This is a genomic window from Kineococcus sp. GCM10028916, from assembly GCF_042674865.1.
Lineage (GTDB): Bacteria > Actinomycetota > Actinomycetes > Actinomycetales > Kineococcaceae > Kineococcus.
Genome location: NZ_JBHTFM010000018.1, coordinates 39,358 through 63,886 on the forward strand (window position 1 = coordinate 39,358; position 24,529 = coordinate 63,886).

Consider the following 24,529-nt stretch of genomic DNA (forward strand, 5'->3'; position numbering starts at 1 on the left):
CTGGGAATCTAGCGAGCGCGGGGTTGCCTAGACTGCGGGGGTGCCCGCCGCTGTCCCCGTCGTCCTCACCGCTCCCACCGAGCTCGAGCGTCCGGAGACCGACCTCGGCACCGCTCCGGACACCCCGTGGGTCACCATCGTCTGGAACGACCCCGTCAACCTGATGTCCTACGTCGCCTACGTGTTCCGCACCCACTTCGGCTACTCCGAGGCCAAGGCCGACGCGTTGATGCTCGACGTGCACCAGAAGGGCCGCGCCGCCGTGAGCGCCGGCCGCCGCGAGGCGATGGAACGTGACGTCGAGGCCATGCACGGCTACGGGCTGTGGGCCACCCTGCAGAAGGACGAGTGAACGTGGCCACCTTCCGCCGGACCCGGCACGGGCACTTCTCGCTGACGCTGCACCCCTCCGAGGCCGACCTGCTGGCCTCGCTGGCCCGTGAGGTCCTCGAACTCCTCGAGGTGCCCGCGCCCGCGCCGCAGCGACCCGTCGACCCGCTGCAGGCCGAGCTCGGTCTGCACGACCTGCCGAGCTTCGACGGTCTCCCCGACGAGCTGCCGGACGGCCTCGCCGGCGACGGACCGCTCGCCCCGCCCGAGGACGAGGTGCTGCGCCGGTTGCTGCCCAACGCCTACGGCGACGACGACCCCGCGGCCTCCGCGGAGTTCCGCCGCTTCACCGAAGGCGGTCTGCGGGAACGGAAGGCGGCCGCGGCGAGCAGCCTGCTGGCCTCGCTGGCCCCCGTCGAGGGACAGGGCGGCCGGATCCAGCTCGACCCCGACGGCGCGCGCTCCTGGCTCTCCGCGCTCAACGACATCCGGCTCGCGCTCGGCACCCGCCTCGGTGTGAGCGACGACAGCGACCCCTTCAGCGACCTCGCCGAGGACGACCCGGCGCGCTGGGCGTGGGCGGTCTACGACTTCACCACCCACCTGCAGGAGACCCTCGTGCGGTCGCTGTCGTGAGCCTCGAGCAGGACCTGCCGATCGGGATCTTCGACTCCGGCGTCGGGGGTCTCACCGTCGCCCGCGCGGTGCTGGACCAGTTGCCGCACGAGGCCGTCCACTACGTCGGCGACACCGCGCACGCCCCGTACGGACCGAAACCCATCGCCGAGGTGCGCCGCCTCGCCCTCGACGTCCTCGACCGGATCGTCGAGTCGGGCGTGAAGATGCTGGTCATCGCCTGCAACTCCGCCTCCGCGGCGATGCTGCGCGACGCCCGCGAACGCTACGACGTGCCCGTCGTGGAGGTCATCCAGCCCGCCGTCCGCCGGGCCGTGCGCGCCACCCGCAACGGCCGGGTCGGGGTCATCGGGACCCGCGCGACGATCTCCTCGCGCGCCTACGAGGACGCCTTCGCCGCCGCCCCGCACCTGGCCCTCACCACGACGGCCTGCCCGGCGTTCGTCGAGTTCGTCGAGCGCGGCATCACCAGCGGCCCCGAGCTGCTCACCGCGGCCCGGGGCTACCTCGAACCGGCGATCGCCGCCGACGTCGACACCCTCGTCCTGGGCTGCACGCACTACCCCCTGCTGATGGCCGTCCTGCGCAGCGTCGTGGGCGACGACGTCACCCTCGTCTCCAGCGCCGAGGAGACCGCCTTCGACGTGTACCGCGAACTGGCCACCCGCGAACTGCTGCGCCCCGACGACCGTCCGCAACCCCGGCACCGGTTCACCTCCACCGGCGACACCGTCGCCTTCCGCCGCCTCGCCCAGCGCTTCCTCGGCCCCCAGCTCGGGCCGCAGCTCGTGGACGTCGACGAGACCGGCCCGCTCTACCTCGGCGCCCTGCGCTGACCACCCGGCGGGCGGTGCCGGCGCAGGCCGCGCACAGCCGCCGGTGAGAAGGTGGACCTCGTGACTGACCCGACCCGAACCTCTGGACGCGCCGACGGCCGCGCCGCCGACGAACTCCGTCCCGTGACCATCACCCGCAACTGGCTCGACCACGCCGAGGGCAGCGTCCTCGTCGAGTTCGGCCGCACCCGGGTGCTCTGCGCGGCGTCGTTCACCGAGGGTGTTCCGCGCTGGCGCAAGGGATCCGGCCAGGGCTGGGTCACCGCGGAGTACGCGATGCTGCCCCGGTCCACGAACACCCGCAGCGACCGCGAGTCCGTCAAGGGCAAGATCGGCGGCCGCACCCACGAGATCTCCCGGCTCATCGGCCGCAGCCTGCGGGCCGTCGTCGACACCGCCCAGCTGGGGGAGAACACCATCGTCCTGGACTGCGACGTCCTGCAGGCCGACGGCGGCACCCGCACCGCGGCCATCACCGGCGCCTACGTGGCGCTCGCCGACGCGATCTCCTGGGCCCGCGGCAAGGGCATCGTCAAGGCCTCCAAGCAGCCGCTGACCGGGACGGTGTCGGCGATCAGCGTCGGCGTCGTCGACGGGGTGCCGGTCCTCGACCTGCCCTACGTCGAGGACGTCCGCGCCGAGACCGACATGAACGTCGTCGTCACCGGCGACGGGAAGTTCGTCGAGGTCCAGGGCACCGCCGAGGGGGCGCCCTTCGACCGCGCCGAGCTGAACGCCCTGCTCGACCTCGCGCTGGGCGGCACGAGCACCCTCGCCGCGCTGCAGGCGGAGGCGCTCGCCCGATGAGCAGGGTCGTGCTGGCCACCCGCAACGCCCACAAGGTGGGGGAGCTGCGGGCCGTCCTCGCGCCGCTGTTGCCCGACGTCGAGGTCCTCACCGTCGACGCCTTCGAGCACGTCCCCGAGGTCGTCGAGACCGAGGTGACCTTCGCCGGGAACGCGCTGCTGAAGGCCCGCGCGGTCGCCGCCGCCACCGGCGTCCCGGCGATCGCCGACGACTCCGGCATCGGCGTCGACGTCCTCGGCGGGGCCCCGGGGATCTTCTCGGCGCGCTGGTCGGGCCGGCACGGCGACGACGTCGCCAACCTGGAACTCCTCCTCGCCCAGATCGCCGACGTCCCCGCGCAGCACCGCGGCGGGGCGTTCGTCTGCGCGGCGGCCCTCGCCCTGCCCGACGGCTCGGCCGTCGTCCGGCTCGGGGAGCTGCGCGGCACGATCACCACGACGACCGCCGGGGGTGGTGGCTTCGGCTACGACCCGGTCTTCGTCCCCGAGGGAGCGCAGCGGACGCTGGCCGAGCACACCGCGGCGGAGAAGAACGCGGTCAGCCACCGCGGGGCCGCCTTCCGGGCCCTGGCCCCGTTCGTCGTCGACGTTCTCGCCGGGCGACCAATCCCACTCGAGCACGGCTCCGAAGGACAGTGATGTGAGGACAGCCACGAACACGGGGGAGAGCGCGCCACCCGGCGTTGCGGAGGGGAAGCGCCGGTGGACCGGCGCGCTCTCGGGTGTTCTCAGCGCGGGGCTGACGTTCGGCGTGGGGCAGCTCGTGGCGGGGATCGTCTCCCCGTCGGCGGCTCCCCTCGTCGTCGTCGGCGACGCGGTCGTGGACCGGGTCCCGGCCTGGTTGAAGGACACCGCCATCCGGGCCTTCGGGACCCACGACAAGGTGGTCCTGCTCGCGACGATCACGGTCGTGGTCGTGCTGCTCGCCGCCCTGGCGGGGGTCCTGGCCCGGCGACGGCTGGCGGTCGGCGTCGGGATCGTGGGTCTGCTGGGTGTCGTGAGCGTGCTCGCGGCGGCCACCCGGCCGGACGCGACGACGCTGTCCCCCCTGCCCTCCGTCCTCGGTGCGGCGGCGGGGGCGTACGCGCTCACCGTGCTCACCCGCCGGCTCGCCGGACCCGGGGTGACGGGCCGCGCGGGCGGTCCACCCCGCCGGGCGGTCCTGCTGGGCGGTACCGCCGTCGTCGCGGCCGCCAGCGGTGGCGCGGGGCAGCTGCTCGTCACCACCCGCAGCGCGGAGATCTCCCGTGACGCCGTCGTGCTGCCTGCGCCGGCCGATCCGGCCCCGGTCCTCCCCGCGGGGATCGACCCGAGCGACGCGATCGCCAGCGGGCTCACCACCTACGCCACGAAGAGCGCCGACTTCTACCGCATCGACACCGCCCTCGTGGTGCCCGACCTGCGGGCCGAGGACTGGTCGCTGACGGTCCACGGTCTCGTGGACCGCGAGCTCACCCTGACCTTCGACCAGCTCCTCGCGATGCCCCTGCGGGAGCGCTGGATCACCCTGACCTGCGTGAGCAACGAGGTCGGCGGCGACTACGTCGGCACCGCCCGCTGGCTCGGCTACCCGCTCGCCGACCTGCTCGGGGCGCTGAGGGTGCAGTCCGGGGCGGACATGCTCTACGCCACCAGCACCGACGGGTTCACCCTCTCCGCGCCGCTGGCCGAGGTGACCGACGGCCGGGACGCGATGCTCGTCGTCGGGATGAACGGGCAGCCGCTGCCCCGCGAGCACGGGTTCCCCGTCCGCATGGTCGTCCCGGGTCTCTACGGCTACGTCTCGGCCTGCAAGTGGGTCACCGACATCGAGGTCACCCGGTTCACCGAGAAGACCGCGTACTGGACGGATCGGGGCTGGGCCGAGAAGGGCCCGATCAAGACGGCCTCCCGCATCGACGTCCCGCGCTCCTTCGACAAGGTGCGCGCGGGTCGGGTCCCGATCGCCGGCGTCGCCTGGGCGCAGCACCGCGGGATCAGCGCCGTCGAGGTGCGGGTCGACGAGGGGGAGTGGGAACGGGCCCGGGTCCTGCCCTCCGCCTCCGCCGACACCTGGTGCCAGTGGGTCTACGACTGGGACGCGACCGAGAAGGGCAGCCACACGGTGCAGGTGCGGGCCACCGACGGCACGGGTGCGCCCCAGACCGACGTCGTCGCCGCCCCCGCCCCGGACGGGGCCAGCGGGTACGACTCGATCACCGTCACCGTGCAGTGACACCCTGAGCACCCCGGACCGCCTGAAGATCGTCTGAAGTTCCTGCGCCGCAGACCAATCCCTCCGGTGCTCCGGTCCGAACCCCAGGTGTTCGAACGCTAGGGAACCTCCCCGGCCGGACCGCTGGGGGGAATCGTGGAGCTGGAGAGCGAATTCGGGGCCCGGTCCTGCGGGGTGGGTTCCCGTTGAGACACCTGGGACGACACCCGGGGCACGGGGCAGGAACCGCGTGCCGAGCCCCCGCCGGGGTGACACAGTGACGGTGATGACGACCTCGAGACCCCGCGATGCCGCGGAGACCAGCGCCGAGTCGGCCCTGGCCTCCGCCGCGAACGGTGACCAGGCCGCCTTCGCGACGTTCTACGACGCGACCGCTGCGGCAGTCCACGGCACTGTCCTGCGCGTCCTGCGCGACCCGGCCCAGTCCGAGGAGGTCGTCCAGGAGGTGTTCCTGGAGGCCTGGCGGACGGCGGCGCGCTTCGACCCGACCCGGGGCAGCGCCCGGGCCTGGGTGGTGACGATGGCCCACCGCCGGGCGGTGGACCGGGTCCGTGCCTCGCAGGCCAGTTCGGACCGCGACGAGAAGGTCGGGGTCCGTGAGATCCCGCCCTACGACAGCGTGAGCGAGGAGGTGGTGGTGATGCTGGAGCAGGACGAGGTGCGCCAGGCCCTCGACGCGCTCAGTCCGTTGCAGCGTGAGGCCATCGACCTCGCCTACTTCGGCGGGCGTACCCACCGGGAGATCTCGGAGCACCTCGCCGTCCCGCTCGGCACCGTCAAGACGAGGCTGCGCGACGGCCTCATCAGACTCCGCGACGTCATGGGGGTGGCCCGATGAGCCCCCGGAACCACCACGACCACCACACCGACCCGATCGACCCCACGGAGGACCCCTTGCTCGCCGCTGCCTGGGCGCTCGACGCGCTCGACGACGCGGAGCGCGAGGCCTACGAAGAGCGTCTGCGTTCCCACCCCGAGGAACGCGCCGACGCCGACGCGCTGCGCGAGACCGCGTCCCTCCTCGGCACGGCCGTCCAGCCGCCGGCCCGGTTGCGCTCCTCCGTCCTCGACGCGATCGCCGCGACGCCGCAGGAGACCCACGGACACACCGCGCCGCCCCCGGTGCTCGACCTCGACGTCGCCCGATCGCGACGCGCCCACCGTCAGGAGAGCGCCCGCCGACCCTCGCGCTGGAGCATGCTCGTCGCCGCCGCGGGGATCGTCGTCGCCGCCGCCGGCGTCGGGGTGGGGATCTCCTCGCGTTCCGAGCAACCGCCGACCATCAGCGCGGAACGGTCTGCGCGCCAAGAGGTCGCGGACCTGCTGAGCAGCCCCGGTGCGGTGGTCTCGACCGTCGCCGCCACCGACGGGGGCACCGCCACGCTCGTGCGGGCCGACGGCCGCCTCGGGGTCCTGACGACGGGTCTGCCCGCCGCCGGAGACGGCCGCGGCTACCAGCTGTGGCTCGCCACCGGCGACACGATCTCCTCCGCGGGGATGATCACCGTCGGTACCGGCGGGGGTTCCGCGACCGTCGTCGACGCCGGCAGTTCCAACGGGGTCGGGATCTCGGTGGAACCCGCCCACGGGTCGCAGCAGCCGACGACGACCCCCGTCGTCTTCACCGCCCTGCAGGCCTGACCGGTTCGGGTCCTTCTCCGGCACCACCGGTGCGGGAGAAGGGACTCGAACCCTCACGCCTCTCGGCACAGGAACCTAAATCCTGCGTGGCTGCCAGTTACACCACTCCCGCTCGCCCGCCAGGTTACTGGTCGAGCCCGAGGTCCTTGCGCAGCTTCGCGACGTGCCCCGTGGCGCGCACGTTGTACTGGGCCACCTCCACGACACCCTTCGGGTCCACCACGACCGTCGAGCGCACCACGCCGACGGAGGTCCGCCCGTAGTTCGTCTTCTCCCCCCAGGCCCCGTACGCCTCCAGGACCCGGTGGTCGGGATCGGAGAGCAACGGGAAGGTGATGTCGTCGCGTTCCGCGAACTGCGCCAGCTTCGCGACGGAGTCCTTCGAGATCCCCAGCACCCGGTAGCCGGAGGCGTTCAGGGCGTCGAGGGAGTCGCGGAAGTCGCAGGCCTGCGTGGTGCAGCCCGGGGTCATGGCCGCCGGGTAGAAGTACACGACGACGTGCTCCCCGCTCTCCTCCCGCAGCGACCGCAACGAGACGGTCGAACCGTCGTGGGCGGGGAGCGTGAAGTCGGGGGCGAGGTCACCGGGCGAGAGTCTGGCGGTCATGTCCGGACGATAACGACTGCGCCGCCCGCGTGCCCCGTCAGGAGAGCGGGTCCCGGCTCCGGTACGGTTCCGGGGACACGCAGCAGGACGACGTCCTCCCCGGGTCGTGCCCGGGCTGCACGAGAACGACGTCGGACGAACACAGGAGGTGGCCGTGGCGGCCAGCGACGGCAAGGCCGAGATCACGACGACCGACCCCCGCGCCCTCGAGCGCGAGGTCGAAGCCCGTCGTGCCCAGCTCGCGGGCACCATCGACGAACTCACGTCGCGACTCGCTCCGGCGGCCATCAAGGACCGTTCGCTGGCGAGCGTGAAGGCCAAGGTCAACGACTTCGCCTTCGACCACCGGGGCGGACTGCGCGTCGAGCGCGTCGCCGCCGTCGGCGTCGCCGTCCTCGGCGTCACCACGTTCCTGGTCGTCCGCGCGGTGCGCAAGCGCCGCTGAGCGGACCCCGCGACAGCGCCCCCGGCTCCCCACGGACCCGGGGGCGCTACGGTTCCCGCCGTGACACCCTCCACGACCGACCGGGACGGGCTGCCCGTCCGGATGCTGCACGACCGCGTCCTCGTCCTGCCCGACGACGCCGCCGAGCGGAAGTCCTCCGCCGGCATCCTCATCCCGGCCACGGCCGCGGTGGGGAAGCGGTTGTCCTGGGCCGCCGTCGTGGCCGTCGGCCCGCACGTCCGCCAGGTCTCCCAGGGGGACCGGGTGCTCTTCGACCCCGAGGACAAGGCCGAGGTCGAACTGCACGGCAAGGGCTACACCCTGCTGCGCGAACGCGACCTGCACGCCGTCGCCGCCCCCGGCGAGCAGGACGGCCGGACCGGGTTGTACCTCTGAACCGCTACTCGCCGCTGGACGTCGCGGGGCCGCTGCCCTGGGACATGGTCCGGGCCGTGCCCGCCATCATGCGGGCCCCGCACCTCTTCCTCACCGACGTCACCCGCCGGCACGGACCGGTGGCCGCCATCCCGATGCCCAGGACCCCGGTGCTCGTCCTCGCCGACCCCGACGGCGTCCGTCGCGTCCTCGTCGAGAACGCCCGCGGCTACGGCAAGTCCACGATCCAGTACTCGGCGCTCGCCACCGTCACCGGCGCGGGTCTGCTCGCCGGTGACGGCGAGGTCTGGAAGCAGCACCGGCGCACCGTCCAGCCGGCCTTCCACCACGGCAGCCTCGAGGACGTCGCCGCGCACGCCGTGCACGCCGCCCGCGGACTCGTCGCCGAGGCCGACGCGCTGGCCCCCGGGACGCCCCTGGAGGTCCTCGACGCGACCTCGCGCGCCGGGCTCGAGGTCGTGGGCCACACCCTCGCCGCCGCGGACCTCTCCGGCGACGCCCCCCTGCTCGTCGACGCCGTGGGCCGGGCGCTGGAACTCGTGGTGCGCCGGGCCGCGAGCCCCGTCCCCACGGCCTGGCCGACCCCCGCCCGGGCCCGCCTGGCCCGTGAGGTCGCCGTCATCGACGAGGTCTGCGCCCGCATCGTCGAACGCCGGCGCACCCGGTCCGTCGCGGAGCCCCGCGACGTCGTCGGCCTGATGCTGGCCGCGGGCATGGACGACCGCCAGATCCGCGACGAACTCGTCACGTTCGTCGTCGCCGGCCACGAGACCGTCGCGTCGTCGCTGACCTGGACGCTGGACCTGTTGGCGCGCAACTCCTCCGTCCTCGCCCGCGTGCACGCCGAACTCGCCGACGCCCTCCACGGCCGAGAACCCGGCTGGTTGGACCTGGGGAACCTCCCGCTGCTGCGCGCCGTCGTCGACGAATCGCTGCGCCTCTACCCGCCCGCCTGGGTCGTGACCCGCAAGGCGCTCGCGGACGACGTCGTCGCGGGCGTCGAGGTCCCGGCCGGGACGCTCGTCATCGTCTGCACCTGGGCGCTGCACCGCGATCCCGCCGTCTGGGAGGCCCCGGAGGAGTTCCGCCCGGACCGGTTCCTGACCGGGACCCGCCCGCCCGCCGGCAGCTACGTCCCCTTCGGGGCCGGGCCACGGCTCTGCATCGGCCGCGACCTCGCCCTCGTCGAGGAGGTCCTGGTCCTCGCGACGCTGCTGCGGGGTCACACCGTCGTTCCGGCGGGCCCGCCGCGACCCGTGGACGCCCTCGTGACGTTGCGCCCGCGGGGCGGGCTGCCGTTGCACGTCGAGCGCCTGGCACCCTCCCTCCCATGAGCGAGAGCACTCCCGTCAGCCGCAAGGAGACCTTCGTCTTCACCCCCGCCGACGGCGTCCCCCCGCAGGTCGGGCCGTTCGCGCACGCGACCCGCCTGGGCGACCTGGTGTTCGTCACCGGTCAGATGCCCACCGATCCCGCGACCGGGGCGGTGGTCGCAGGCGGCGTCGTCGAGCAGGCCGAGCAGGTCCGGGCGAACCTCGCCGCCGTGCTCGCGCAGTTCAGCATGACCTTCGACGACGCCCTGCAGGTCCGGGTGTACCTGCGGGAGTTCGAGCAGGACTTCGCCGCGTTCAACGAGCGGTACGCGACGTGGTTCGAGGGTCCGCTGCCCGCGCGGACCACCGTCGGCGTCACCGGGCTGGCCGTCGGCGCCCTCGTCGAGGTCGACCTGATCGCCGGACGCTGAGGGCGCCTGCGCCGGACGGGTGAACCGGGAGCGGTGCTGCTCAAGCCCGTGACGTCCGCGACCGATGACCGGTGCACGGCCCCACCGGCCGTGCCCACGAGGTCGAGGAGGACCGCCGTGAAGCCGCTCCACCAGGTTCTGCGAGACCTCGAGTTCGCCGCCGGCCAGGGCACGCTGACGCCCACGTTCCTGGACGACTACGCCCTGCGCCACGGCGAGCAGGTCCTCGCCCTCTACGGCCTGGCCGCGCGCCGCGGCCTGACCGTCGCCGGCGAGGACGGCCGCAACGACCACCTCGCGGAGCAGAAGGAGTGGCACTCCAGCGTCGACCCCGTCGCGGTCGAGCGGGAACTCGACGCCCACTGCGCCGAGGTCCTGCGCAGCGTCCGCGACGCCGTCGACGACGGTCGTCCCGCGTGTCTGCGCAAGCGCAGCCGGACCGGGTTCTACCCGATCACGCCGGGGCACTGAGGCTCAGGGCATCTCCATCGTCTCGGCCCGGCGGACCTCCGCCAGCGCCGCGTCGATCCGGCGCCGCAACGGGGTCGCACCGGCCGTCACGAGTCCGTGGACCAGCAGCACCGAGTGCTGCAGGACCAGCGCGTGACCGAGACGGGGGATCTCCTCCGGGTCCGGGTGCTCGCCCAGGGCGGCGGTCAGGACGACGACGAGGATCCGGGGGTCCAGGCCCTCGAACCAGGTCGCCGTCCCCGCGGTGGTGGTGACGGCGTCGCGCACGTCGTCGGCGTCGAGCCCGTCCGGGTGCTGCTCCTCCAACGTCTGGCGCAGCACCCACCCCAGGACGATCCGCGCCTGGTCGGCGTCGAAGCCGGCCAGCGCGGTCCCGGCGGCGGCGAAGTCGTCCGCGTCGGCGCGGGCGACGGCGTCCACGGCGGTCGTGACGAGACGGAGCAGGTGCGCGGGGTCGGCCGGGGTGGGACTCACCCCGCCATCTTCGCTGCTCCTCCCGCCTACGCTGCCGGGGTGCCCCTGGACCGCGTTCCCGACCTCACGTCGCTGCGGTTGTTCGTGGCCGTCGTCGAGACCGGGTCGATCGGCGCGGGCGCCCGCCGCGTCGGGATCACCCAGCAGGCGGCCTCCGACCGCCTGCGCGGGGTGGAGTCCCAGGTGGGCGTCGCCCTCCTGCACCGCAGCCGGCAGGGATCGGTACCCACCGAGGCCGGGACGGTGCTGGCCGGCTGGGCCGCGCGACTGCTCGACACCGCCACCGAGGTCGCCGAGGGCATCGCGACCCTGCGCGCCGACAGCGCGGCCCGGCTGCGGGTCGCGTCGAGCATGACGATCGCCGAGCACCTCGTCCCGCGCTGGTTGCTCGTGCTGCGCCACCGCGCCACCACCGCCGGGTCGGTGCCGCCCGCGGTGGAACTCACCGCGACCAACAGCGTGCGGGTCCTCGCCGCCCTCGAACGCGGCGACGTCGACCTGGGTTTCGTCGAGGGGGCCGCTGTCCCAAAGGGTTTCCGCAGCCGTCCCCTCGCGCAGGACCACCTCGTCGTGGTGGTCTCCCCGGGCCACCCCTGGACCCGTCGCCGCCGGGTGGTCACCCCCGGGGAACTCGCCGCCACCGCCCTGGTGTCCCGGGAGACCGGGTCGGGGACCCGTGAGGTCCTCGAGAACGCGCTGGCCGCGGTCGGGCACGGCCTGGTGCCGCCCGCGGTGGTGCTCACGACCGCCACCGGCGTGCGCGAGGCCGTGCGCGCGGGCGCCGGTGTCGCCGTCCTCAGTCGCCTGGCCGTCGCCGACGACCTCGAGGCCGGGCGGTTGCAGGCCGTCCCCGTGGCGGGTCTCGACCTCGGACGGACGTTGCGGGCCGTCTGGACCGGCGCCGCCCGGATGCCGCCGGGCCCCGCCCGCGACCTCCTCGGCGTCGCGGCCACGAACCGCTGACGACGCTGCGTGCCCTGTGGATGAACTCCGGGGCGTTCCGCGGGTCCGGGTTAGTTTCCTCCCACGTCAGCAGTGACCGGGAGGAGGGGTTCGGGTGGACGAGTTGTCGCCGGGAGCCGCCGACGCCGCAGCCACCTCCGCGCGGCACGCCGCCGCGGCCACCGCGGCGATCGCGGGGCACGTCGGGTCGGGCGTGTCCGCCCTGGGGGGCTGGTACGGCGTCGCGCGTGACGGTTACGGCGAGCGGGTCCTGGAGTTGCAGGCCCGGTTGGACACGTTGTCCTGGACGGCCACCGCCGGCGCGACCCTGATCGAGGGTCACGCCCTGCAGTTGCGGATGCTGAAGGCGAAGCTCGCGGGGATCGACGACGACATCGGAGCGGTCCGGCGCCGACTGGACTCCGCCCTGGTGGATCCGGCGGCCACGCAGGTCGACTGGGCGGAACTCGAACGCTGGCAGGCGAGCCGGGAACGGGTGCTCGCGGAGTTCGACGACGCCTCCGCGGAGTTCGCGACCCGGATGTTCTCGGTCCTGGACCAGGTCTCCGACCGCCCCCGCCGCCTCGGCGAGCACGTCGACGACGCCGCGGCGACGGTCGTCTCGGCGGGGCGGGACGCCGCGTTCACGGCGCTGGGCTGGGCCTGGGACCGACCGGGCTGGGTCTCGACCTGGAAGCAGGTTCCCGGGGCCGCCCTCGACGCCGCGCAGCATCCCGTCGAGACCCTCGCCGACGCCGTGGACTGGGACGACTGGTCGCAGGGTCGCTACGGCGCGGGTGCGGCGAGCCTGGGGATGGCGGTCGTCGGCCGGGGCGCCATCCGCAGCACGGGCCGGTTGGGCAAGGTGCTGCCGGACGGTCACCGGTGGGCGAAGTACCTCGACGCGGACGGGAACCCCCTGCCGCAGACGGTCGACGAACTGTTCGCCGGTGTCGACCTCGGCCGCAACGAGGTCTTCCGGGACGCGCACACGGTGGCCCGGCACGTGGACGTGGACGACGAGTTCCTGCGGAACCGGTTGCGGACGGGGGTGGTCGAAGGTGGCAGACTCGGGAGGCCCCCGCCCTTTGCGTCCCGCTGGACCGACGAGGCCACGGCGGAGGAGGTCATCGGTGAGGCGCTGCGTGAGTGCTCGGCCGACGTCGACCGGGCTGTCGGTCAGGGTGAGGAGAGGTACACCGTCCGGGCTCCGGCCGCGGCGGACGTCGGGGTCGTCTGGACCCTCGATCCCCACGGGATCCCCGTGGAGGTTCCAGTTTCCGAAGTCGTCATCGTTCTCGAACAGGCAGGAGATGGATCGTGGTTCATCCTGACGGCGTACCCCGACGTCGCGTCGAGCCCTACCCCCTCGGGAGTGCCTTCATCGGACTGACGGGTTCGAGCCTCTGCCTCCGTCACCCCCTGGAGCGGGCGCTCGGAGGGCGCGGAGTCGACTTCGCCGACCAGCTCGACTGGTGGCGCTCCATCGTCGCCCTCGGCCACCGGGAGGACTTCGTCACCGTCATGCAGGACGTCGCGGGGGTGCTGTTCGTCGACCCCCCCGAGGGGAACTCCTGGGTCCGGTGGGCGAACTGGGTGGACGAGCGGCTCACGGAACTCGTCGACGACCCGACCACGGTGGCCGACGTGCCGAGGTACGCCGAGAACTGGCAGATCCGTCACGGGGAGCTGGACGCCGCGGCCCGAGACGACCTGCGTCAGGCGATGGCGAAGCTGTCCGTGCCTCACGGCGTGTCGCGGCGGGACTACCTCGTGCTCGACGTGGGCCGGCCCGTGGGAACGGTGAGCGTGGGAGAACACGACAGCAACCGGAGGTTCGGCGAGACCGTGACCACCCGGGTCGGCGTGGTGCTCGAGCGGACCGATCGAACCCGGGTGATCGGCGTGCACGCGGCCGACCCGGAGGACGAGTTCCGCGGTGCGCAGTGGCGCGCCCGGTGGCCGGTGCTCGCCTCCCTCCTGGGGGGGTGGTTCAGCCTCGCCGCGGTGGGCGACCAGGATCCGTCCGCGATGCAGTACCGGATGCTCCGGGAGGAGTCCGGCGAGCACCTCGAACGCCTCGTCGCCGAGGGCGCGGAACTCCTCGCCCTCGGCGACGACGACCTGCGCGCGGCCGTCCGGGCGCTCGGGTGCTACGTCGAACCCTCCTGGCTCCGGCTCTGGCTGGAGTGGATGTTCTGGCGCATCGGGTACTTCGACTGGACGTGAACCCTCAGCAGTCCAGGCCCGACGACAGCGCCCGGAGGTTCTCCTCCATCAACGACAGGTAGTCCTGGTCCGCCTCGACCCGCTCCACGGGGTGCAGCACGGCGGTCGCCACCCCGAGTTCGGCGGCCAGCAGTTCGGCGACGGCGGGGTTCGCGCTCGCCTCGAAGAAGATCGTCTCGACGGAGTTCTCGCGCACCACCCGCACGACGTCGCGCAGCCGGGCCGGGGAGGGTTCCACGGACGGGTCGACACCGGCGATCCCGAGCTGGCGCAGGCCGTAGCGCTGGGCGAGGTAGCCGAACGCCTCGTGCGAGGTGACCAGGGCGGCGCCCGCGCACCCGGCGAGCGCGTCGCGGTACCGGGCGTCGAGGTCGCCCAGCCGGGAGTCGAGGCGGGCGGCTCCCGCGCGGTAGTCCTCGGCCCCCGCGGGATCGACGGCCGACAGCTCGGCCGCGACGTCGTGCCCGACCTGCGCCAGTCGCGTCGGGTCGAGCCAGAAGTGCGGGTCGTCCTCGAGGTCGGCGTAGCGGGCCGCGTCCACCAGGTGCTCCGGCGGTCGCGACGCCAGGACGTCGTCCACGGCGGGCTGCAGGGTCGAGAGGTGCACGACGACGTCGGCGTCCACGAGGGCGGCCAGCTGCCGGGTCGACACGTCCGCGTCGTGGCTGTCGGCGCCGGGGGCCACCAGGTTCGTCACGGCCGCGCGGTCCCCGGCCACCGCGGTGGCCACGAACTCCAGCGGGTGCGAACTCGTCACCACCGTCAGGCCCTCCTCCTCGGCGGCGGCGGGGGAGCAGCCGGCGAGGAGGAGGACCAGGACGAGCAGGAACCTCACGCGGCGGCCTCGCCGGGCACGCCCTTGAGCTCGTTGGGCGTCACGCTCAACGCGGCGCTGCGGAAGACCTCGCCGGTCTCGATGTCGACGGCGTGCACCGACCGCGTCGCGGGGTCGCTCACGTAGGCGGTCCCGTCCAGGGTGAACACCTGCGGCTGCGGGCTCTGCCAGTCCTCCTCGACCTGCCACGCACCGACGACGGGGGTGGAGCGGACGACGGCGCCCGCCGCGGTGTCGACGAGGTGCAGCGCCCCGTCGGTGCCGAGGACGACCCCTTCGCCGTTCTCGCCGCGACCCAGCGAGCGGTACCAGTACGAACTGGGGAGGTCGACGAGGCGCAGTTGCCCCGTCGTCGTGTCGACCAGGGAGACGCGGGTCGTGAGTTCGACCTCGGCGTCGGGGTCGGTCTTGTAGTCGCCGAGGACGATCGGGGAGTCCTCGGTGCCGAACTGGTTGCCGATGCGCCCGAACGCGTCGGGGCTGGCGACCTTGGTGGTGACGCCGTCGCGGTGCACGAGCACCCCGTCGCTGCACCCGATGACGACGGTCTCGTCAGCGGCGACCGTCTCGCCGTGGACGGCGGGGCACTCGTCCGAGGCGGCGACCTCGGCGTTCTGGGCGTCGAGCACGCGGATCCCGGTCCGTCCCTCCTCGTCGCCCTCGGAGACGACGACGTGGCCGTCGGAGAGTTCGACCGCGACACCGTGGTGGGGGTGGGGGGTGTCGAACTCCCGGGTCCGCGGGGCGTCGGCGACGTCCTCGCTGTCGAAGGACACGACGTGGCCGGTGCCGTCGTCGAAGAGGACCGTGCGTCCGGCGTGGGCGACGACGTGGCCCGGCTCCTCGGCGGGGAAGACGACGCCGGTGTCGTGCGGCTGCGTCGTCCAGAAGTGCGAGTGGTCCCCGTGCGGTTCGCTCCAGGCGCCCGTGTCGAGGACGTGGAAGCCGCTGACCCCGTCCCGGGTCCCGGACACCACCAGGTGCCGTCCGTCGCCGGCGGGGTTGAGGCGGGTGAAGCCGTCGTAGGGCACGTCGGCGAGGACCTCCAGCGTCGAGCCGTCGAGGACCTGGACCCCGCCGTCGTAGCTGATCGCGACCCGGGGGGCCGCGGCGGCCACCTCGGTCTTCACGTAGGAGGGCCCGGCGGGGGCAGCGGGTTCCTCGGCGGCACCCCCTCCGCACCCGGCGAGCAGGGTCAGGGACAGCGGGAGGGCGAGGAAGGGGCTGCGGCGCACGGTGACTTGTCCAACCTGGTCGGGGGCTGTGAGCGACCACGAAGCTAACACAACTGAGAATCGTTACTGTTTAGGCGGACGGAGGGGGCCCTCCGGTCGAGAAGACGCGCCGTCTGTGGTGGGGTGAGGCCACAGATCAGCAGTCAGTGCGGAGGAGCGTTCGTGAACGAGGTCGGCAGCACGGTCGATGACGGTGTCCAGGCACCCGCGGTGACGGTGGAGGCGGCCGAGCACGAGCCGAGCGAGATCACCTACGACGAGCAGCGCTACGAGGCGCGCCCCCGGGCGCTGCGCCGGCCCCGTCCGCAGGCCCGCCTGCGCGGGACCGACTCGCCGCCGAAGCCGGCGGCCGGTGACGGTCCCGCGGACGGCAGCAACCCGGAGTACGTCCGGTGGCTGCTCGTGCAGTCGATGCTCGCCGACGCGCAGAAGATCAGCCGGCAGTTCTCCGGCCAGGCCAGCATGTGGCAGAACCCGTACGCCAAGCCCGATCCCCGGCGCGCGGTCGACACCGCCGCGGTCTGGTTCACCGCGTACCCGATCTCGCTCATCACCCGCCAGGGACGGTCCTTCCTCGGCTCGCTCGGCGACCCGGAGCTCTGGCAGGCGTTCCAGCACATCGGCATCGACGCCGTCCACACCGGGCCGGTGAAGTCCGCGGGCGGGCTCGACGGCTGGCGTCAGACGCCCAGCGTCGACGGCCACTTCGACCGCATCTCCACCGAGATCGACCCGATGTTCGGCACCGAGGGGGAGTTCCGCCACCTGTGCGAGGTCGCGGCCGAGCACTCCGGCAGCGTCATCGACGACATCGTCCCCGGCCACACCGGCAAGGGCGCCGACTTCCGCCTCGCCGAGATGGCGTTCCAGGACTACCCGGGGATCTACCACATGGTGGAGATCCCCCGGGAGCACTGGGAACTGCTGCCCGACGTCGCCCCCGGGCACGACGCCGCGAACCTCGACGCCTCCGCCGAGGCGGCGCTGTCCGAGCTGGGGTTCATCATCGGCCAGCTCCAGCGCGTCATCTTCTACGCCCCGGGCATCAAGGAGACGAACTGGTCGGCGACCCGTGAGGTCGAGGGCGTCGACGGCGTCGTCCGTCGCTGGGTGTACCTGCACTACTTCAAGCAGGGTCAGCCCTCCGTGAACTGGCTGGACCCCAGCTTCGCCGGGATGAAGCTCGTCATCGGCGACGCGCTGCACTCCCTGGGCGACCTCGGGACGAGCGCGCTCCGTCTCGACGCCAACGGTTTCCTCGGGGTCGAGAAGAGCGTCGAGGGGCCCGCCTGGTCCGAGGGCCACCCGCTCTCCGAGGCCGCGAACCACCTCATCGCCGGGATGGTCCGCAAGGTCGGCGGGTTCACCTTCCAGGAGCTGAACCTCACCATCGAGGACATCCGCGACACCTCCGAGGTGGGCGCGGACCTCTCCTACGACTTCATCACCCGTCCCGGCTGCCAGCACGCCGTCGCGACGGGGGACACCGAGTTCCTCCGGCTCTGCCTGCGCCAGGCCCTCGAACTCGGCGTCGACCCGGCCTCGCTCGTGCACGCCCTGCAGAACCACGACGAGCTGACCTACGAACTCGTCCACTGGGCCACGCGGCACGCCGAGGACGAGTACGACTACCACGGCGGGAAGATCACGGGCGGGGCGCTGGCCGAGAAGATCCGCGCCGACCTCGTCGAGAAGCTGACCGGGGACGCCGGTCCGTACAACCTCGTCTTCACCACCAACGGGATCGCCTGCACGAGTGCGAGTGTCATCGCGGCCAGCCGCGGTCACCGCGACCTCGACGAGCTCACCGACGACGACGTGGAGCAGATCAAGCGAGCCCACCTGCTGATGGCGATGTTCAACGCCTGGCAGCCCGGCGTGTTCGCGATGTCCGGTTGGGACCTCATGGGCATGCTGCCGCTGCCCGTCGAGAGCGTGAAACCCCTGCTGTCCTCCGGCGACACCCGCTGGATCGAACGGGCCGCCCACGACCTCATGGGGGTCGCTCCCGAGGCGACGATGTCGGCGTCGGGGATCCCGGTCGGCCGTTCGCTCTACGGGACGATGCCGGAACAGCTGGCGGACGAGGCCTCGTTCGCGAACCGGCTCAGCGCGGTCCTCACCGTCCGCCGGGACCACAAGATCGCCACGGCCCGCCAGATCGACATCCCGGCCGTCGCGCACCCGAGCATGCTCGTCATGGTCCACGCCCTCGACCCCGCCGACCACGACGGCCAGGAGGTCCTGCAGGTCACGGTGCTGAACTTCGGGCAGGAGACCATCGAGGGTTCGGTGCGCTCCGAGCACTTCACCCCGCGGGTCCCGGTGTGCGACATGACGTCGGGTGCGGAGATCGGCTGGGTCGACGACCTGAAGAGCTTCGGGGTCTGGCTGGCGCCCTACGGCGGGTTGTCGCTGCTGCTCAAGCCGGCGACCGTCGAGGACGAGGACGTCCGCACCGCCGGCTGATCCTCAGCGTTCCTGCACGGGAACGTTGAAGGGGGTCAGGATCTGGATCGTCGAGGCCGAACCGCGCTGCTCCGAGCGCGTGTAGGGGGCCTGCAGGAGCATCCTGCAGGCCTGGGCGCAATCGGTGCGCAGGTCGTGGTGCAGCACGGCGGAGATCTCACCGCGGCTCAGCAGGTCGGCGTTCTCCCCGTCGAGGTCGTGCACCACGAACGGCAGCGGGCGGGAACCCCGGCGCTCGAAACCCCGGAGCACACCGGCGTTCCCGCCGGCCCCCGCGCACATGGAGTACACCGCGCGCAGCCCGGGTCGTTCCTCGAGGACCTTCGCGACCGCGTCCTCGAGGGCGCTCGGGTCGAGGTCGTCGTCGTAGACGTCGACGACGGTGCGCACCGACCCCTCCAACTGCGCCAGGGTCGCCTCGAAACCCCGCGAGCGCTGGCGTTCGCTGTCCTGCTCCAACCGGCTGCGGACGACGAGGACGGGGTCCTCGGGGTCCGGGGCCCACTGCGTCAGCAGGTAGGCGGCCGTCGCCCCGGCGCCGCGGTTGTCGGCACCGACGTACCCGCGGCGGGCGCTGCCCGGGAGGTCGCTGGCCAGCGTCACCACCGGGACCTGCCCGTCGGCGAGTCGTTGCACGGCGGCGCGGACGGCGGGGGAGTCCGGCGACTGCAGGACGACGCCGTGGGACCCGGTGCGCAGCACCCGGTCCAGCTCGGCCGCGACCCAGTCCCCGTCCGCGCCGTGCGAGGTGTGGAAACGGGCCCGCACGGTCGCGGGACGCAGGGTGGGCAGTTCGACCTCGAGGGCGGCGCGCACGGCGTCGGCGAACCGGCGCGGCGCGGACATCACGACGTCGAACATCACGGTGCGACCGCTGAGGCGCACCTGCGACTGCTGGAGCTCCAGGTCGGCGACGGCCCGGCGCACCTGCTCCACCGTCCCGGCCCGCACCCCCGGACGCTCGTGCAGGACCCGGTCCACGGTCGCTTCGGACAGCCCCGCCTGCACGGCGATGTCCCGCACGCTGAACTTCCGCCTCACCTCGTGAGTCTCGCACCCACCCCGGCCGGACTCAGCCCTGGTAGCGCCCCGGGCGGTGGTTCATCGACAGCACGAGGTTGAGCACCACGGCACCGAGCGCCGACAACCCGACGACCGGGGGCGGGACGACCGTGAGGGAGGCCAGCACCACGACGACGTCGAGGGCCATCTGGACGTACCCCGCGCGCCAGCCGAACCGGTCCTGCAGCAGCAGGGCCAGGATCCCGAAACCCCCGAGACTGGCCCGGTGGCGGAACAGCACCAGGATCCCCACGCCCGCGGCCAGGTTCCCGAACAGCGCCGCGTAGACCGGGGCGACGTCCAGGTCCGGCAGGGCCGCTGCGTGGATCGAGGAGAACACCGACACCGCGACCACCGCGACGAGGGAGCGGACCGTGAAGGCCCAGCCGCGCGTGCGCAGGGCCACCACGAAGAACGGCAGGTTCACCAGCGGGAACAGCACGGCGAAGGGGATCGGCGCGGCGTAGCTCAGCAGCAGGCTGAGTCCCGCGGTCCCGCCGGTCACGGCGGACGTGCTGTGCAGCAGGAACAACCCGAAGGAGGCGAGGAACGTCCCGACGGTGATCCCGGCGACGTCCTCGACGAGCGTGTGCGGTGGCGCCGCGGTCAGCGTCGGCGCGCTCACCGCAGCACCGCCAGCACGCGGTCGTTCGTGGCCGGATCGGCGAGGGTGATCCGGACCCCGTCGCCGGCGTAACCCCGCACCAGGACGTCGGCGGCGGCGAACGCCTCGACGAGCCCCTCGCGCCGGGCGTCGTCGGCGCGCAGCCAGACGAAGTTCGCCTGCGAGTCCGGTACCGCGTACCCCGCGGCGCGGAGTTCGCCCGTGACCCGGGCTCGCTCACGGGTGACCGCCCGCACCCGGTCGCGGACCTCGTCGGCCGCGTCGAGGGAGGCGATCGCGGCCCGCTGCGCGAGCGCGCTCACCGCGAAGGGCAGGGCCACCCGACGCAGTCCCTCGGCCAGCTCCGGGGACGTGACGGCGTAGCCGACGCGCAAGCCGGCGAGTCCGTAGGCCTTGGAGAACGTCCGCAGGACGCAGAGGCCGGGGAAGCGGCGTCGCAGCTGCAGGCTGTCCGGGCCGGTGCCGTCGGCGTACTCGACGTAGGCCTCGTCCACGACGACCAGGACCCCCGCGGGCACCTTCCCCAGGAACTCCTCGAACTCGACCGCGGAGATGCCCACGCCGGTCGGGTTGTTGGGCGAGCAGACGAGGACCGCCCGGGTCCGGGGGGTGACCGCGGCGGCCATGGCGTCCAGGTCGTGCCCCTCGTCGGCCCGCAGCGGGACCGGGACGGGCCGGGCCCCGGCCAGGGTCGTGAGGATCGGGTAGGCCTCGAAGGAGCGCCAGGCGAAGACGACCTCGTCGCCCGGGTCGCAGACGGTGGCGAGGACCTGGGCGAGGACCCCGACGCTGCCGGGACCGACGGCGATCTCCTCGGCCCGGGCGCCGAGGTGCGCGGCCAGGCGTGCGCGCAGGTCCTCGCACGTCGGGTCGGGGTAGCGGTTCAGGGTGGCGGCGGAGGACAGCACGACGTCCAGCACCGACGGCAACGGCGGGTAGTGGCTCTCGTTGGCGGCCAGCGCCGCGGTCAGGTCGCTGGTCGCGCGGCGACCGGCGACGTACCCGGGAAGTCCGGCCACGGTGGACCGGGGGCTCATGATCGTGCTCACCCGCCCAGGTTCGGGGTCCGGTGGAGGCTGCGCAACAGACGTCTCCACGACTGAGCACGATGACACCGTCTGGACGCAGATCGTGGCATCGTGCTCAAGGTGACGACCTTCACCGCCCTGGATCCCCTCGACGCCCGGATCCTGCTCGCCCTGGACGCCGACCCGGACGCGACCGTCCTCTCCCTGGCCCGTGAGCTCGGGGTCGCCCGCAACACCGTGCACGCCCGGCTGCACCGGATGAACGCGGCCGGCGCGCTGGGGGAGTTCAGCCGCCGCCTCGATCCCGTCGCGCTCGGCTACCCGATGATCGCGTTCCTGTCCGTGGCGCTGAGCCAGGCGTCGGGACCGGAGGCCGTCGCCGCGCTCCGCGAGGTCCCCGAGGTGGTCGAGATGCACGCCACGACGGGCGACGCGGACCTGCTCCTGAAGATCGTCGCCAGGGACACCTCCGACCTGCACCGCATCACGACGTCGCTGTTCAGCGTGCCGGGGGTGGTCCGCACCAGCACCTCGATCTCGCTGGCCACGGAACTGCCACCGCGGCACGGGGCGCTGCTGCGCCGGGTCGCGGAGGGCTGAGGCTCACATCAGCACCGACGACAACAGCAGGCTCGTCTCGGAGTTCACCACCCCGTCGACCCCGCGGATGCGGCCGAGCACGCGGTCGAACTCGGTCAGCGACGTCGTGCGGATCTCGGCGACGAGGTCCCAGCCACCGTTCGTCGTGTGCAGCGAGACGATCTCGGGCAGTCCGCGCAGCCGCTGGATCACCCGGTCCGTGGCACGGCCCTCGAGCTCGATGAACGAGATCGCCCGGACGTCGCCCTCGGCCCCCTCCCGGACCCGGGTGGTGAACCCGAGGATGGACCCGTTGGTCTGCAGCCGCTCGATCCGGTGGGTGATCGTCGCCCGGGTCACCCCGAGCCGCCGGGCCAGTGACGCCGCGGGTTCCCGGGCGTCCGTGCGCAGGGCGGCCAGCAGCCGCCGGTCGAGGTCGTCGAGTTCGGGCACGAGGGCAATCTAGGCGTTGTGCCTCCGGTCCGGGGTCGATCCGCGCAGTTGCCACCTGCAGATCGCGCGATCAGCCGGTTGATCCGCAGCAGACCCCGTTCCTAGCCTGGGGGACATGCAGTTCGTGAGCGTGCGCAACATGGCCCGGTGGGTCAGCTCGACGGGACCCGAGGCGGTCATCGCCGGGATGGTCGACGTCCTGGAGCGGGACTTCCGGCGGTGGCCGGACTTCGAGCGGACCCCCCGGCTCGCGGCGCACTCCGCCGTCGGGGTCATCGAGCTCATGCCGACCACGGACGGGGAGCAGTACGGGTTCAAGTACGTCAACGGCCACCCCGGCAACCCCGCGCACGGCCTGCAGACGGTGACCGCGTTCGGCGTGCTCGCCGACGTCTACACCGGCTACCCGACCTTCCTGGCCGAGATGACGCTGCTGACCGCGCTGCGCACGGCCGCGACCTCGGGGCTGGCCGCCCGCTGGCTCGCCCCGCCGGAGGCCCGCGACGGCGTGATGGCGATGATCGGGACCGGGTCGCAGGCGGAGTTCCAGGCCCTCGGCATCCGCTCCCAGCTCGGCGTCGCCCGGTTGCGCGTCTTCGACGTCGACCCCGCTGCCACGAGCAAGTTCGTCCGCAACCTCGCCCCGCTCGGCTTCGAGGTCACGGTCTGCGCCAGCGCCGCCGAGGCCGCCCGGGGGGCCCAGGTCGTGACGACCTGCACGGCCGACAAGCAGAACGCCACCGTCCTGCACCTTGACGACATCGCCCCCGGCGTCCACGTCAACGCCATCGGCGGCGACTGCCCCGGCAAGACCGAGCTCGACCCGCGCATCCTGCAGGCGGCCGACGTCTTCGTCGAGCACACCGAGCAGACCCGCGTCGAGGGTGAGATCCAGCACCAGCCGGCCGACTTCGCGGTCACCGAGCTGTGGCAGGTCATCCGCGGTGAACGCGCCGGCCGGGGCAGCCGCACCACGGTCTTCGACTCCGTGGGCTTCGCGATCGAGGACTTCTCGGCGTTGACCTACGTCCGGGACGCGGTGCGCGACAGCGCCTTCGCCGAGACGATCGACCTCATCGCCGGGCCCGAGGACCCCAAGGACCTCTTCGGGGTCATCGGGGCCCCGGTGCCGACCGGGTGACGCTCGGGTTGCCGCGGCGGCACTCCCGCGGGACGGTTGAGGTCAGGACGGACCAGGGAGGCAGTCGTGGCACGGCTCGAACTCGACGCGGGGTTGTCCTCCGTCGGCGCCGCCCGGCGCTGGGCCGCCGACGAGTTCCTCCGCGGTGACGGCCGGGTCGACGACCACGAGCTGGCGGTCCTCGAACTGCTGGTGACCGAGACGGTCTCCAACGCCCTCCGCCACGGCCGCGGACCGGTCAGCCTCGAGCTGAGCCGGGACCTCGCCACCGGCGGCGTGCACGTCGCCGTCCACGACGGCGAACCGAGCGCCCCCGTCCTGCGGGACGTCGACGACCACGCGACCGGGGGCCGGGGTGTCGCTCTCGTGGACCAGCTCGCGCAGTCCTGGGGAACCGACCTCCAGGGCGCCGAGGGCAAGACGGTGTGGTTCGACCTCGTTCCCCTCCCCGCCGCCGCCTGATCCCTCGTGCGCGAACGTTTCACGCGCGAACGGGTAACCTGGCGGGATGACCGCTGAGCTCGAGACCGACCCCCTCGCCTTGGAGCGACAGGTCTGCTTCGCGCTCGTGGTGGCCGCCCGGACCGTCCTGTCGGTCTACCGGCCCGTGCTGGAGCCGATGGGGCTGACCCACCCGCAGTACCTGGTCATGCTGGCTCTCTGGGGCAGCGAACCGATGTCGGTGAAGGACCTCAGCGAGGCCCTGCAGCTCGACCCGCCGACGCTGTCCCCGCTGCTGAAGCGGCTGGAGGCCGCGGGCCTGCTGGAACGCCGGCGCCTCCCCGAGGACCAGCGGTCGCTGGCCGTGACCCTCACCGAGCAGGGCCGGGCGCTGCGCGTGGAGGCGTTGAAGGTCCCGGCGCAGATCGTGGCCAGGCTGGGCATGGACGTCGGGGAGCTCGAGCGCCTCCGCGACGGCCTCACCCACGTCATCGACGCCGCCGTCCGCGCCGACAAGGGCGCCTGAGCGCCCGGGACGTCGTCCCGCGAGCTCAGGAACCCGTCGGGTACGGGTGGTCGGCGTCGTCGGCGTAGCAGATGCCGAAGGGCTTGTTCGTGATGAACAGGAACGTGCAGTCGTTCTCGGTGGCCCCGTGCTCCATCCAGCCGCCCTCGGGGAACCACACGAAGCTCCCCGGTCCGTGGTCGCCGGAGTGGGTGCGCAGCACCCCGTCGAGCACGAACATGCCGTGCGCGCAGGGATGGGTGTGCCAGACGTTGGTGAAACCCGCGGCGTAGCGCATGAGGAAGACCTGCATCCCGGGTCTGCGGCACCGTGAACAGGTCCCAGGGCAGGGAACTGGTGTCGGTGGCGAGCACGTCGACCAGG

General features: G+C 73.1%; 30 protein-coding genes and 1 tRNA gene. 21 read left to right on the top strand and 10 right to left on the bottom strand.

Translation table 11 applies throughout. The annotated features are described in order from the left end of the window. The first annotated feature begins 40 nt into the window (after positions 1-40). The 8 genes from clpS (at position 41) to ACFQ46_RS19210 (ending at position 6,464) form a co-directional block, all read left to right on the top strand. Complete coding sequence (clpS, locus tag ACFQ46_RS19175) at positions 41-352, top strand: ATP-dependent Clp protease adapter ClpS (protein ID WP_328295024.1); 312 nt, start codon at positions 41-43, stop codon at positions 350-352. Positions 353-354: 2 nt separating this feature from the next. Continuing rightward, positions 355-966, top strand: coding sequence for a DUF2017 domain-containing protein (locus ACFQ46_RS19180; protein WP_380261059.1), 612 nt, complete (start codon positions 355-357; stop codon positions 964-966). Further along, a complete protein-coding gene (gene murI, locus ACFQ46_RS19185; RefSeq protein ID WP_380261061.1) occupies positions 963-1,802 on the top strand; it encodes a glutamate racemase in 840 nt (279 codons plus the stop codon). The genes ACFQ46_RS19180 and murI overlap by 4 nt, the downstream gene beginning before the upstream one ends. Positions 1,803-1,862: 60 nt before the next feature. Beyond that, entirely contained in the window at positions 1,863-2,609 is a 747-nt protein-coding gene (gene rph, locus ACFQ46_RS19190; protein ID WP_380261063.1) for a ribonuclease PH, read from the top strand. Continuing rightward, complete coding sequence (rdgB, locus tag ACFQ46_RS19195; RefSeq protein WP_380261065.1) at positions 2,606-3,247, top strand: RdgB/HAM1 family non-canonical purine NTP pyrophosphatase; 642 nt, start codon at positions 2,606-2,608, stop codon at positions 3,245-3,247. Before rph ends, rdgB begins: the two co-directional genes overlap by 4 nt. A 1-nt stretch (position 3,248) precedes the next feature. After that, positions 3,249-4,823 (top strand): molybdopterin-dependent oxidoreductase, encoded by a 1,575-nt coding sequence (locus tag ACFQ46_RS19200; protein WP_380261067.1) that lies wholly within the window; start codon positions 3,249-3,251, stop codon positions 4,821-4,823. Positions 4,824-5,088: 265 nt separating this feature from the next. Next, positions 5,089-5,661 carry an ECF RNA polymerase sigma factor SigK gene (gene sigK / locus ACFQ46_RS19205; RefSeq protein ID WP_380261070.1) on the top strand — a complete coding sequence of 191 codons (573 nt, stop codon included), beginning with the start codon at positions 5,089-5,091 and terminating at the stop codon, positions 5,659-5,661. Further along, positions 5,658-6,464 carry an anti-sigma factor domain-containing protein gene (locus tag ACFQ46_RS19210; protein ID WP_380261072.1) on the top strand — a complete coding sequence of 269 codons (807 nt, stop codon included), beginning with the start codon at positions 5,658-5,660 and terminating at the stop codon, positions 6,462-6,464. Before sigK ends, ACFQ46_RS19210 begins: the two co-directional genes overlap by 4 nt. 30 nt (positions 6,465-6,494) lie before the next feature. Here the strand turns inward: ACFQ46_RS19210 and ACFQ46_RS19215 are convergent. Both ACFQ46_RS19215 and bcp read right to left on the bottom strand, forming a co-directional pair. Continuing rightward, positions 6,495-6,576 (bottom strand) — tRNA-Leu (locus tag ACFQ46_RS19215). A gap of 12 nt (positions 6,577-6,588) precedes the next feature. Then, positions 6,589-7,071: a thioredoxin-dependent thiol peroxidase gene (gene bcp / locus ACFQ46_RS19220; protein ID WP_380261074.1), complete on the bottom strand. Its 483-nt coding sequence runs from the start codon at positions 7,069-7,071 to the stop codon at positions 6,589-6,591. Between the two features lie 154 nt (positions 7,072-7,225). Here bcp and ACFQ46_RS19225 point away from each other — a divergent pair, with 154 nt between their 5' ends. The 5 genes from ACFQ46_RS19225 to ACFQ46_RS19245 all read left to right on the top strand — a co-directional run bounded on the left by ACFQ46_RS19225 (position 7,226) and on the right by ACFQ46_RS19245 (position 10,127). After that, on the top strand, positions 7,226-7,516 hold the full coding sequence (locus ACFQ46_RS19225) for a DUF3618 domain-containing protein (protein ID WP_328295033.1): 291 nt from the start codon (positions 7,226-7,228) through the stop codon (positions 7,514-7,516). Positions 7,517-7,618: 102 nt separating this feature from the next. Next, positions 7,619-7,912: a GroES family chaperonin gene (locus tag ACFQ46_RS19230; RefSeq protein ID WP_380162198.1), complete on the top strand. Its 294-nt coding sequence runs from the start codon at positions 7,619-7,621 to the stop codon at positions 7,910-7,912. 32 nt (positions 7,913-7,944) lie between these two features. Then, the gene (locus tag ACFQ46_RS19235) at positions 7,945-9,246 is read left to right on the top strand and encodes a cytochrome P450 (RefSeq protein ID WP_380261543.1); all 1,302 of its coding nucleotides are present in this window, start codon (positions 7,945-7,947) and stop codon (positions 9,244-9,246) included. Beyond that, complete coding sequence (locus tag ACFQ46_RS19240; RefSeq protein ID WP_380261076.1) at positions 9,243-9,656, top strand: RidA family protein; 414 nt, start codon at positions 9,243-9,245, stop codon at positions 9,654-9,656. The genes ACFQ46_RS19235 and ACFQ46_RS19240 overlap by 4 nt, the downstream gene beginning before the upstream one ends. Positions 9,657-9,773: 117 nt before the next feature. Beyond that, on the top strand, positions 9,774-10,127 hold the full coding sequence (locus ACFQ46_RS19245) for a hypothetical protein (protein WP_380261078.1): 354 nt from the start codon (positions 9,774-9,776) through the stop codon (positions 10,125-10,127). A gap of 3 nt (positions 10,128-10,130) precedes the next feature. Here the strand turns inward: ACFQ46_RS19245 and ACFQ46_RS19250 are convergent, their stop codons facing one another. Beyond that, positions 10,131-10,601 (bottom strand): hypothetical protein, encoded by a 471-nt coding sequence (locus ACFQ46_RS19250; protein WP_380261080.1) that lies wholly within the window; start codon positions 10,599-10,601, stop codon positions 10,131-10,133. Positions 10,602-10,640: 39 nt separating this feature from the next. Between ACFQ46_RS19250 and ACFQ46_RS19255 the strand changes: the two genes are divergently transcribed. From ACFQ46_RS19255 to ACFQ46_RS19265, 3 genes are all read left to right on the top strand, one after another. Beyond that, positions 10,641-11,564 carry a LysR family transcriptional regulator gene (locus ACFQ46_RS19255; RefSeq protein ID WP_380261082.1) on the top strand — a complete coding sequence of 308 codons (924 nt, stop codon included), beginning with the start codon at positions 10,641-10,643 and terminating at the stop codon, positions 11,562-11,564. Positions 11,565-11,658: 94 nt separating this feature from the next. Next, positions 11,659-12,936, top strand: coding sequence for an RNase A-like domain-containing protein (locus tag ACFQ46_RS19260; RefSeq protein ID WP_380261084.1), 1,278 nt, complete (start codon positions 11,659-11,661; stop codon positions 12,934-12,936). Continuing rightward, the gene (locus ACFQ46_RS19265) at positions 12,864-13,772 is read left to right on the top strand and encodes a contact-dependent growth inhibition system immunity protein (RefSeq protein ID WP_380261086.1); all 909 of its coding nucleotides are present in this window, start codon (positions 12,864-12,866) and stop codon (positions 13,770-13,772) included. Before ACFQ46_RS19260 ends, ACFQ46_RS19265 begins: the two co-directional genes overlap by 73 nt. Before the next feature lie 4 nt (positions 13,773-13,776). On the opposite strand, the gene ACFQ46_RS19270 is transcribed toward ACFQ46_RS19265, so the two are convergent. After that, the gene (locus tag ACFQ46_RS19270) at positions 13,777-14,607 is read right to left on the bottom strand and encodes a metal ABC transporter substrate-binding protein (protein WP_380261088.1); all 831 of its coding nucleotides are present in this window, start codon (positions 14,605-14,607) and stop codon (positions 13,777-13,779) included. Beyond that, on the bottom strand, positions 14,604-15,842 hold the full coding sequence (gene aztD / locus ACFQ46_RS19275) for a zinc metallochaperone AztD (protein ID WP_380261090.1): 1,239 nt from the start codon (positions 15,840-15,842) through the stop codon (positions 14,604-14,606). The genes ACFQ46_RS19270 and aztD overlap by 4 nt, the downstream gene beginning before the upstream one ends. 162 nt (positions 15,843-16,004) lie before the next feature. On the opposite strand from aztD, the gene treS reads away from it, so the two are divergent. Next, complete coding sequence (gene treS / locus ACFQ46_RS19280; protein ID WP_380261092.1) at positions 16,005-18,311, top strand: maltose alpha-D-glucosyltransferase; 2,307 nt, start codon at positions 16,005-16,007, stop codon at positions 18,309-18,311. Between the two features lie 3 nt (positions 18,312-18,314). Here treS and ACFQ46_RS19285 read toward each other — a convergent pair whose 3' ends face one another. Genes ACFQ46_RS19285 through ACFQ46_RS19295 form a run of 3 tightly spaced genes read right to left on the bottom strand, consistent with a single transcriptional unit; the run spans position 18,315 to position 21,035 of the window. Then, on the bottom strand, positions 18,315-19,352 hold the full coding sequence (locus ACFQ46_RS19285) for a LacI family DNA-binding transcriptional regulator (RefSeq protein ID WP_380261094.1): 1,038 nt from the start codon (positions 19,350-19,352) through the stop codon (positions 18,315-18,317). 31 nt (positions 19,353-19,383) lie between these two features. After that, positions 19,384-19,998 carry a YitT family protein gene (locus ACFQ46_RS19290; RefSeq protein WP_380261096.1) on the bottom strand — a complete coding sequence of 205 codons (615 nt, stop codon included), beginning with the start codon at positions 19,996-19,998 and terminating at the stop codon, positions 19,384-19,386. Next, complete coding sequence (locus tag ACFQ46_RS19295; protein WP_380261545.1) at positions 19,995-21,035, bottom strand: histidinol-phosphate transaminase; 1,041 nt, start codon at positions 21,033-21,035, stop codon at positions 19,995-19,997. The genes ACFQ46_RS19290 and ACFQ46_RS19295 overlap by 4 nt, the downstream gene beginning before the upstream one ends. Positions 21,036-21,146: 111 nt before the next feature. On the opposite strand from ACFQ46_RS19295, the gene ACFQ46_RS19300 reads away from it, so the two are divergent. Further along, entirely contained in the window at positions 21,147-21,626 is a 480-nt protein-coding gene (locus ACFQ46_RS19300) for an Lrp/AsnC family transcriptional regulator (RefSeq protein ID WP_380261098.1), read from the top strand. 3 nt (positions 21,627-21,629) lie between these two features. Here the strand turns inward: ACFQ46_RS19300 and ACFQ46_RS19305 are convergent, their stop codons facing one another. After that, positions 21,630-22,058: an Lrp/AsnC family transcriptional regulator gene (locus ACFQ46_RS19305; RefSeq protein ID WP_328295048.1), complete on the bottom strand. Its 429-nt coding sequence runs from the start codon at positions 22,056-22,058 to the stop codon at positions 21,630-21,632. 115 nt (positions 22,059-22,173) lie between these two features. Here ACFQ46_RS19305 and ACFQ46_RS19310 point away from each other — a divergent pair, with 115 nt between their 5' ends. From ACFQ46_RS19310 to ACFQ46_RS19320, 3 genes are all read left to right on the top strand, one after another. Further along, the gene (locus ACFQ46_RS19310; RefSeq protein ID WP_380261100.1) at positions 22,174-23,199 is read left to right on the top strand and encodes an ornithine cyclodeaminase; all 1,026 of its coding nucleotides are present in this window, start codon (positions 22,174-22,176) and stop codon (positions 23,197-23,199) included. A gap of 66 nt (positions 23,200-23,265) precedes the next feature. Continuing rightward, positions 23,266-23,661, top strand: a complete 396-nt coding sequence (locus ACFQ46_RS19315; RefSeq protein WP_380261102.1) for an ATP-binding protein — start codon at positions 23,266-23,268, stop codon at positions 23,659-23,661. A gap of 46 nt (positions 23,662-23,707) precedes the next feature. Further along, entirely contained in the window at positions 23,708-24,166 is a 459-nt protein-coding gene (locus ACFQ46_RS19320; RefSeq protein WP_380261104.1) for a MarR family winged helix-turn-helix transcriptional regulator, read from the top strand. A gap of 25 nt (positions 24,167-24,191) precedes the next feature. Here the strand turns inward: ACFQ46_RS19320 and ACFQ46_RS19325 are convergent, their stop codons facing one another. Then, the gene (locus ACFQ46_RS19325) at positions 24,192-24,458 is read right to left on the bottom strand and encodes a cupin domain-containing protein (RefSeq protein ID WP_380261106.1); all 267 of its coding nucleotides are present in this window, start codon (positions 24,456-24,458) and stop codon (positions 24,192-24,194) included. Between the last annotated feature and the right edge of the window lie 71 nt (positions 24,459-24,529).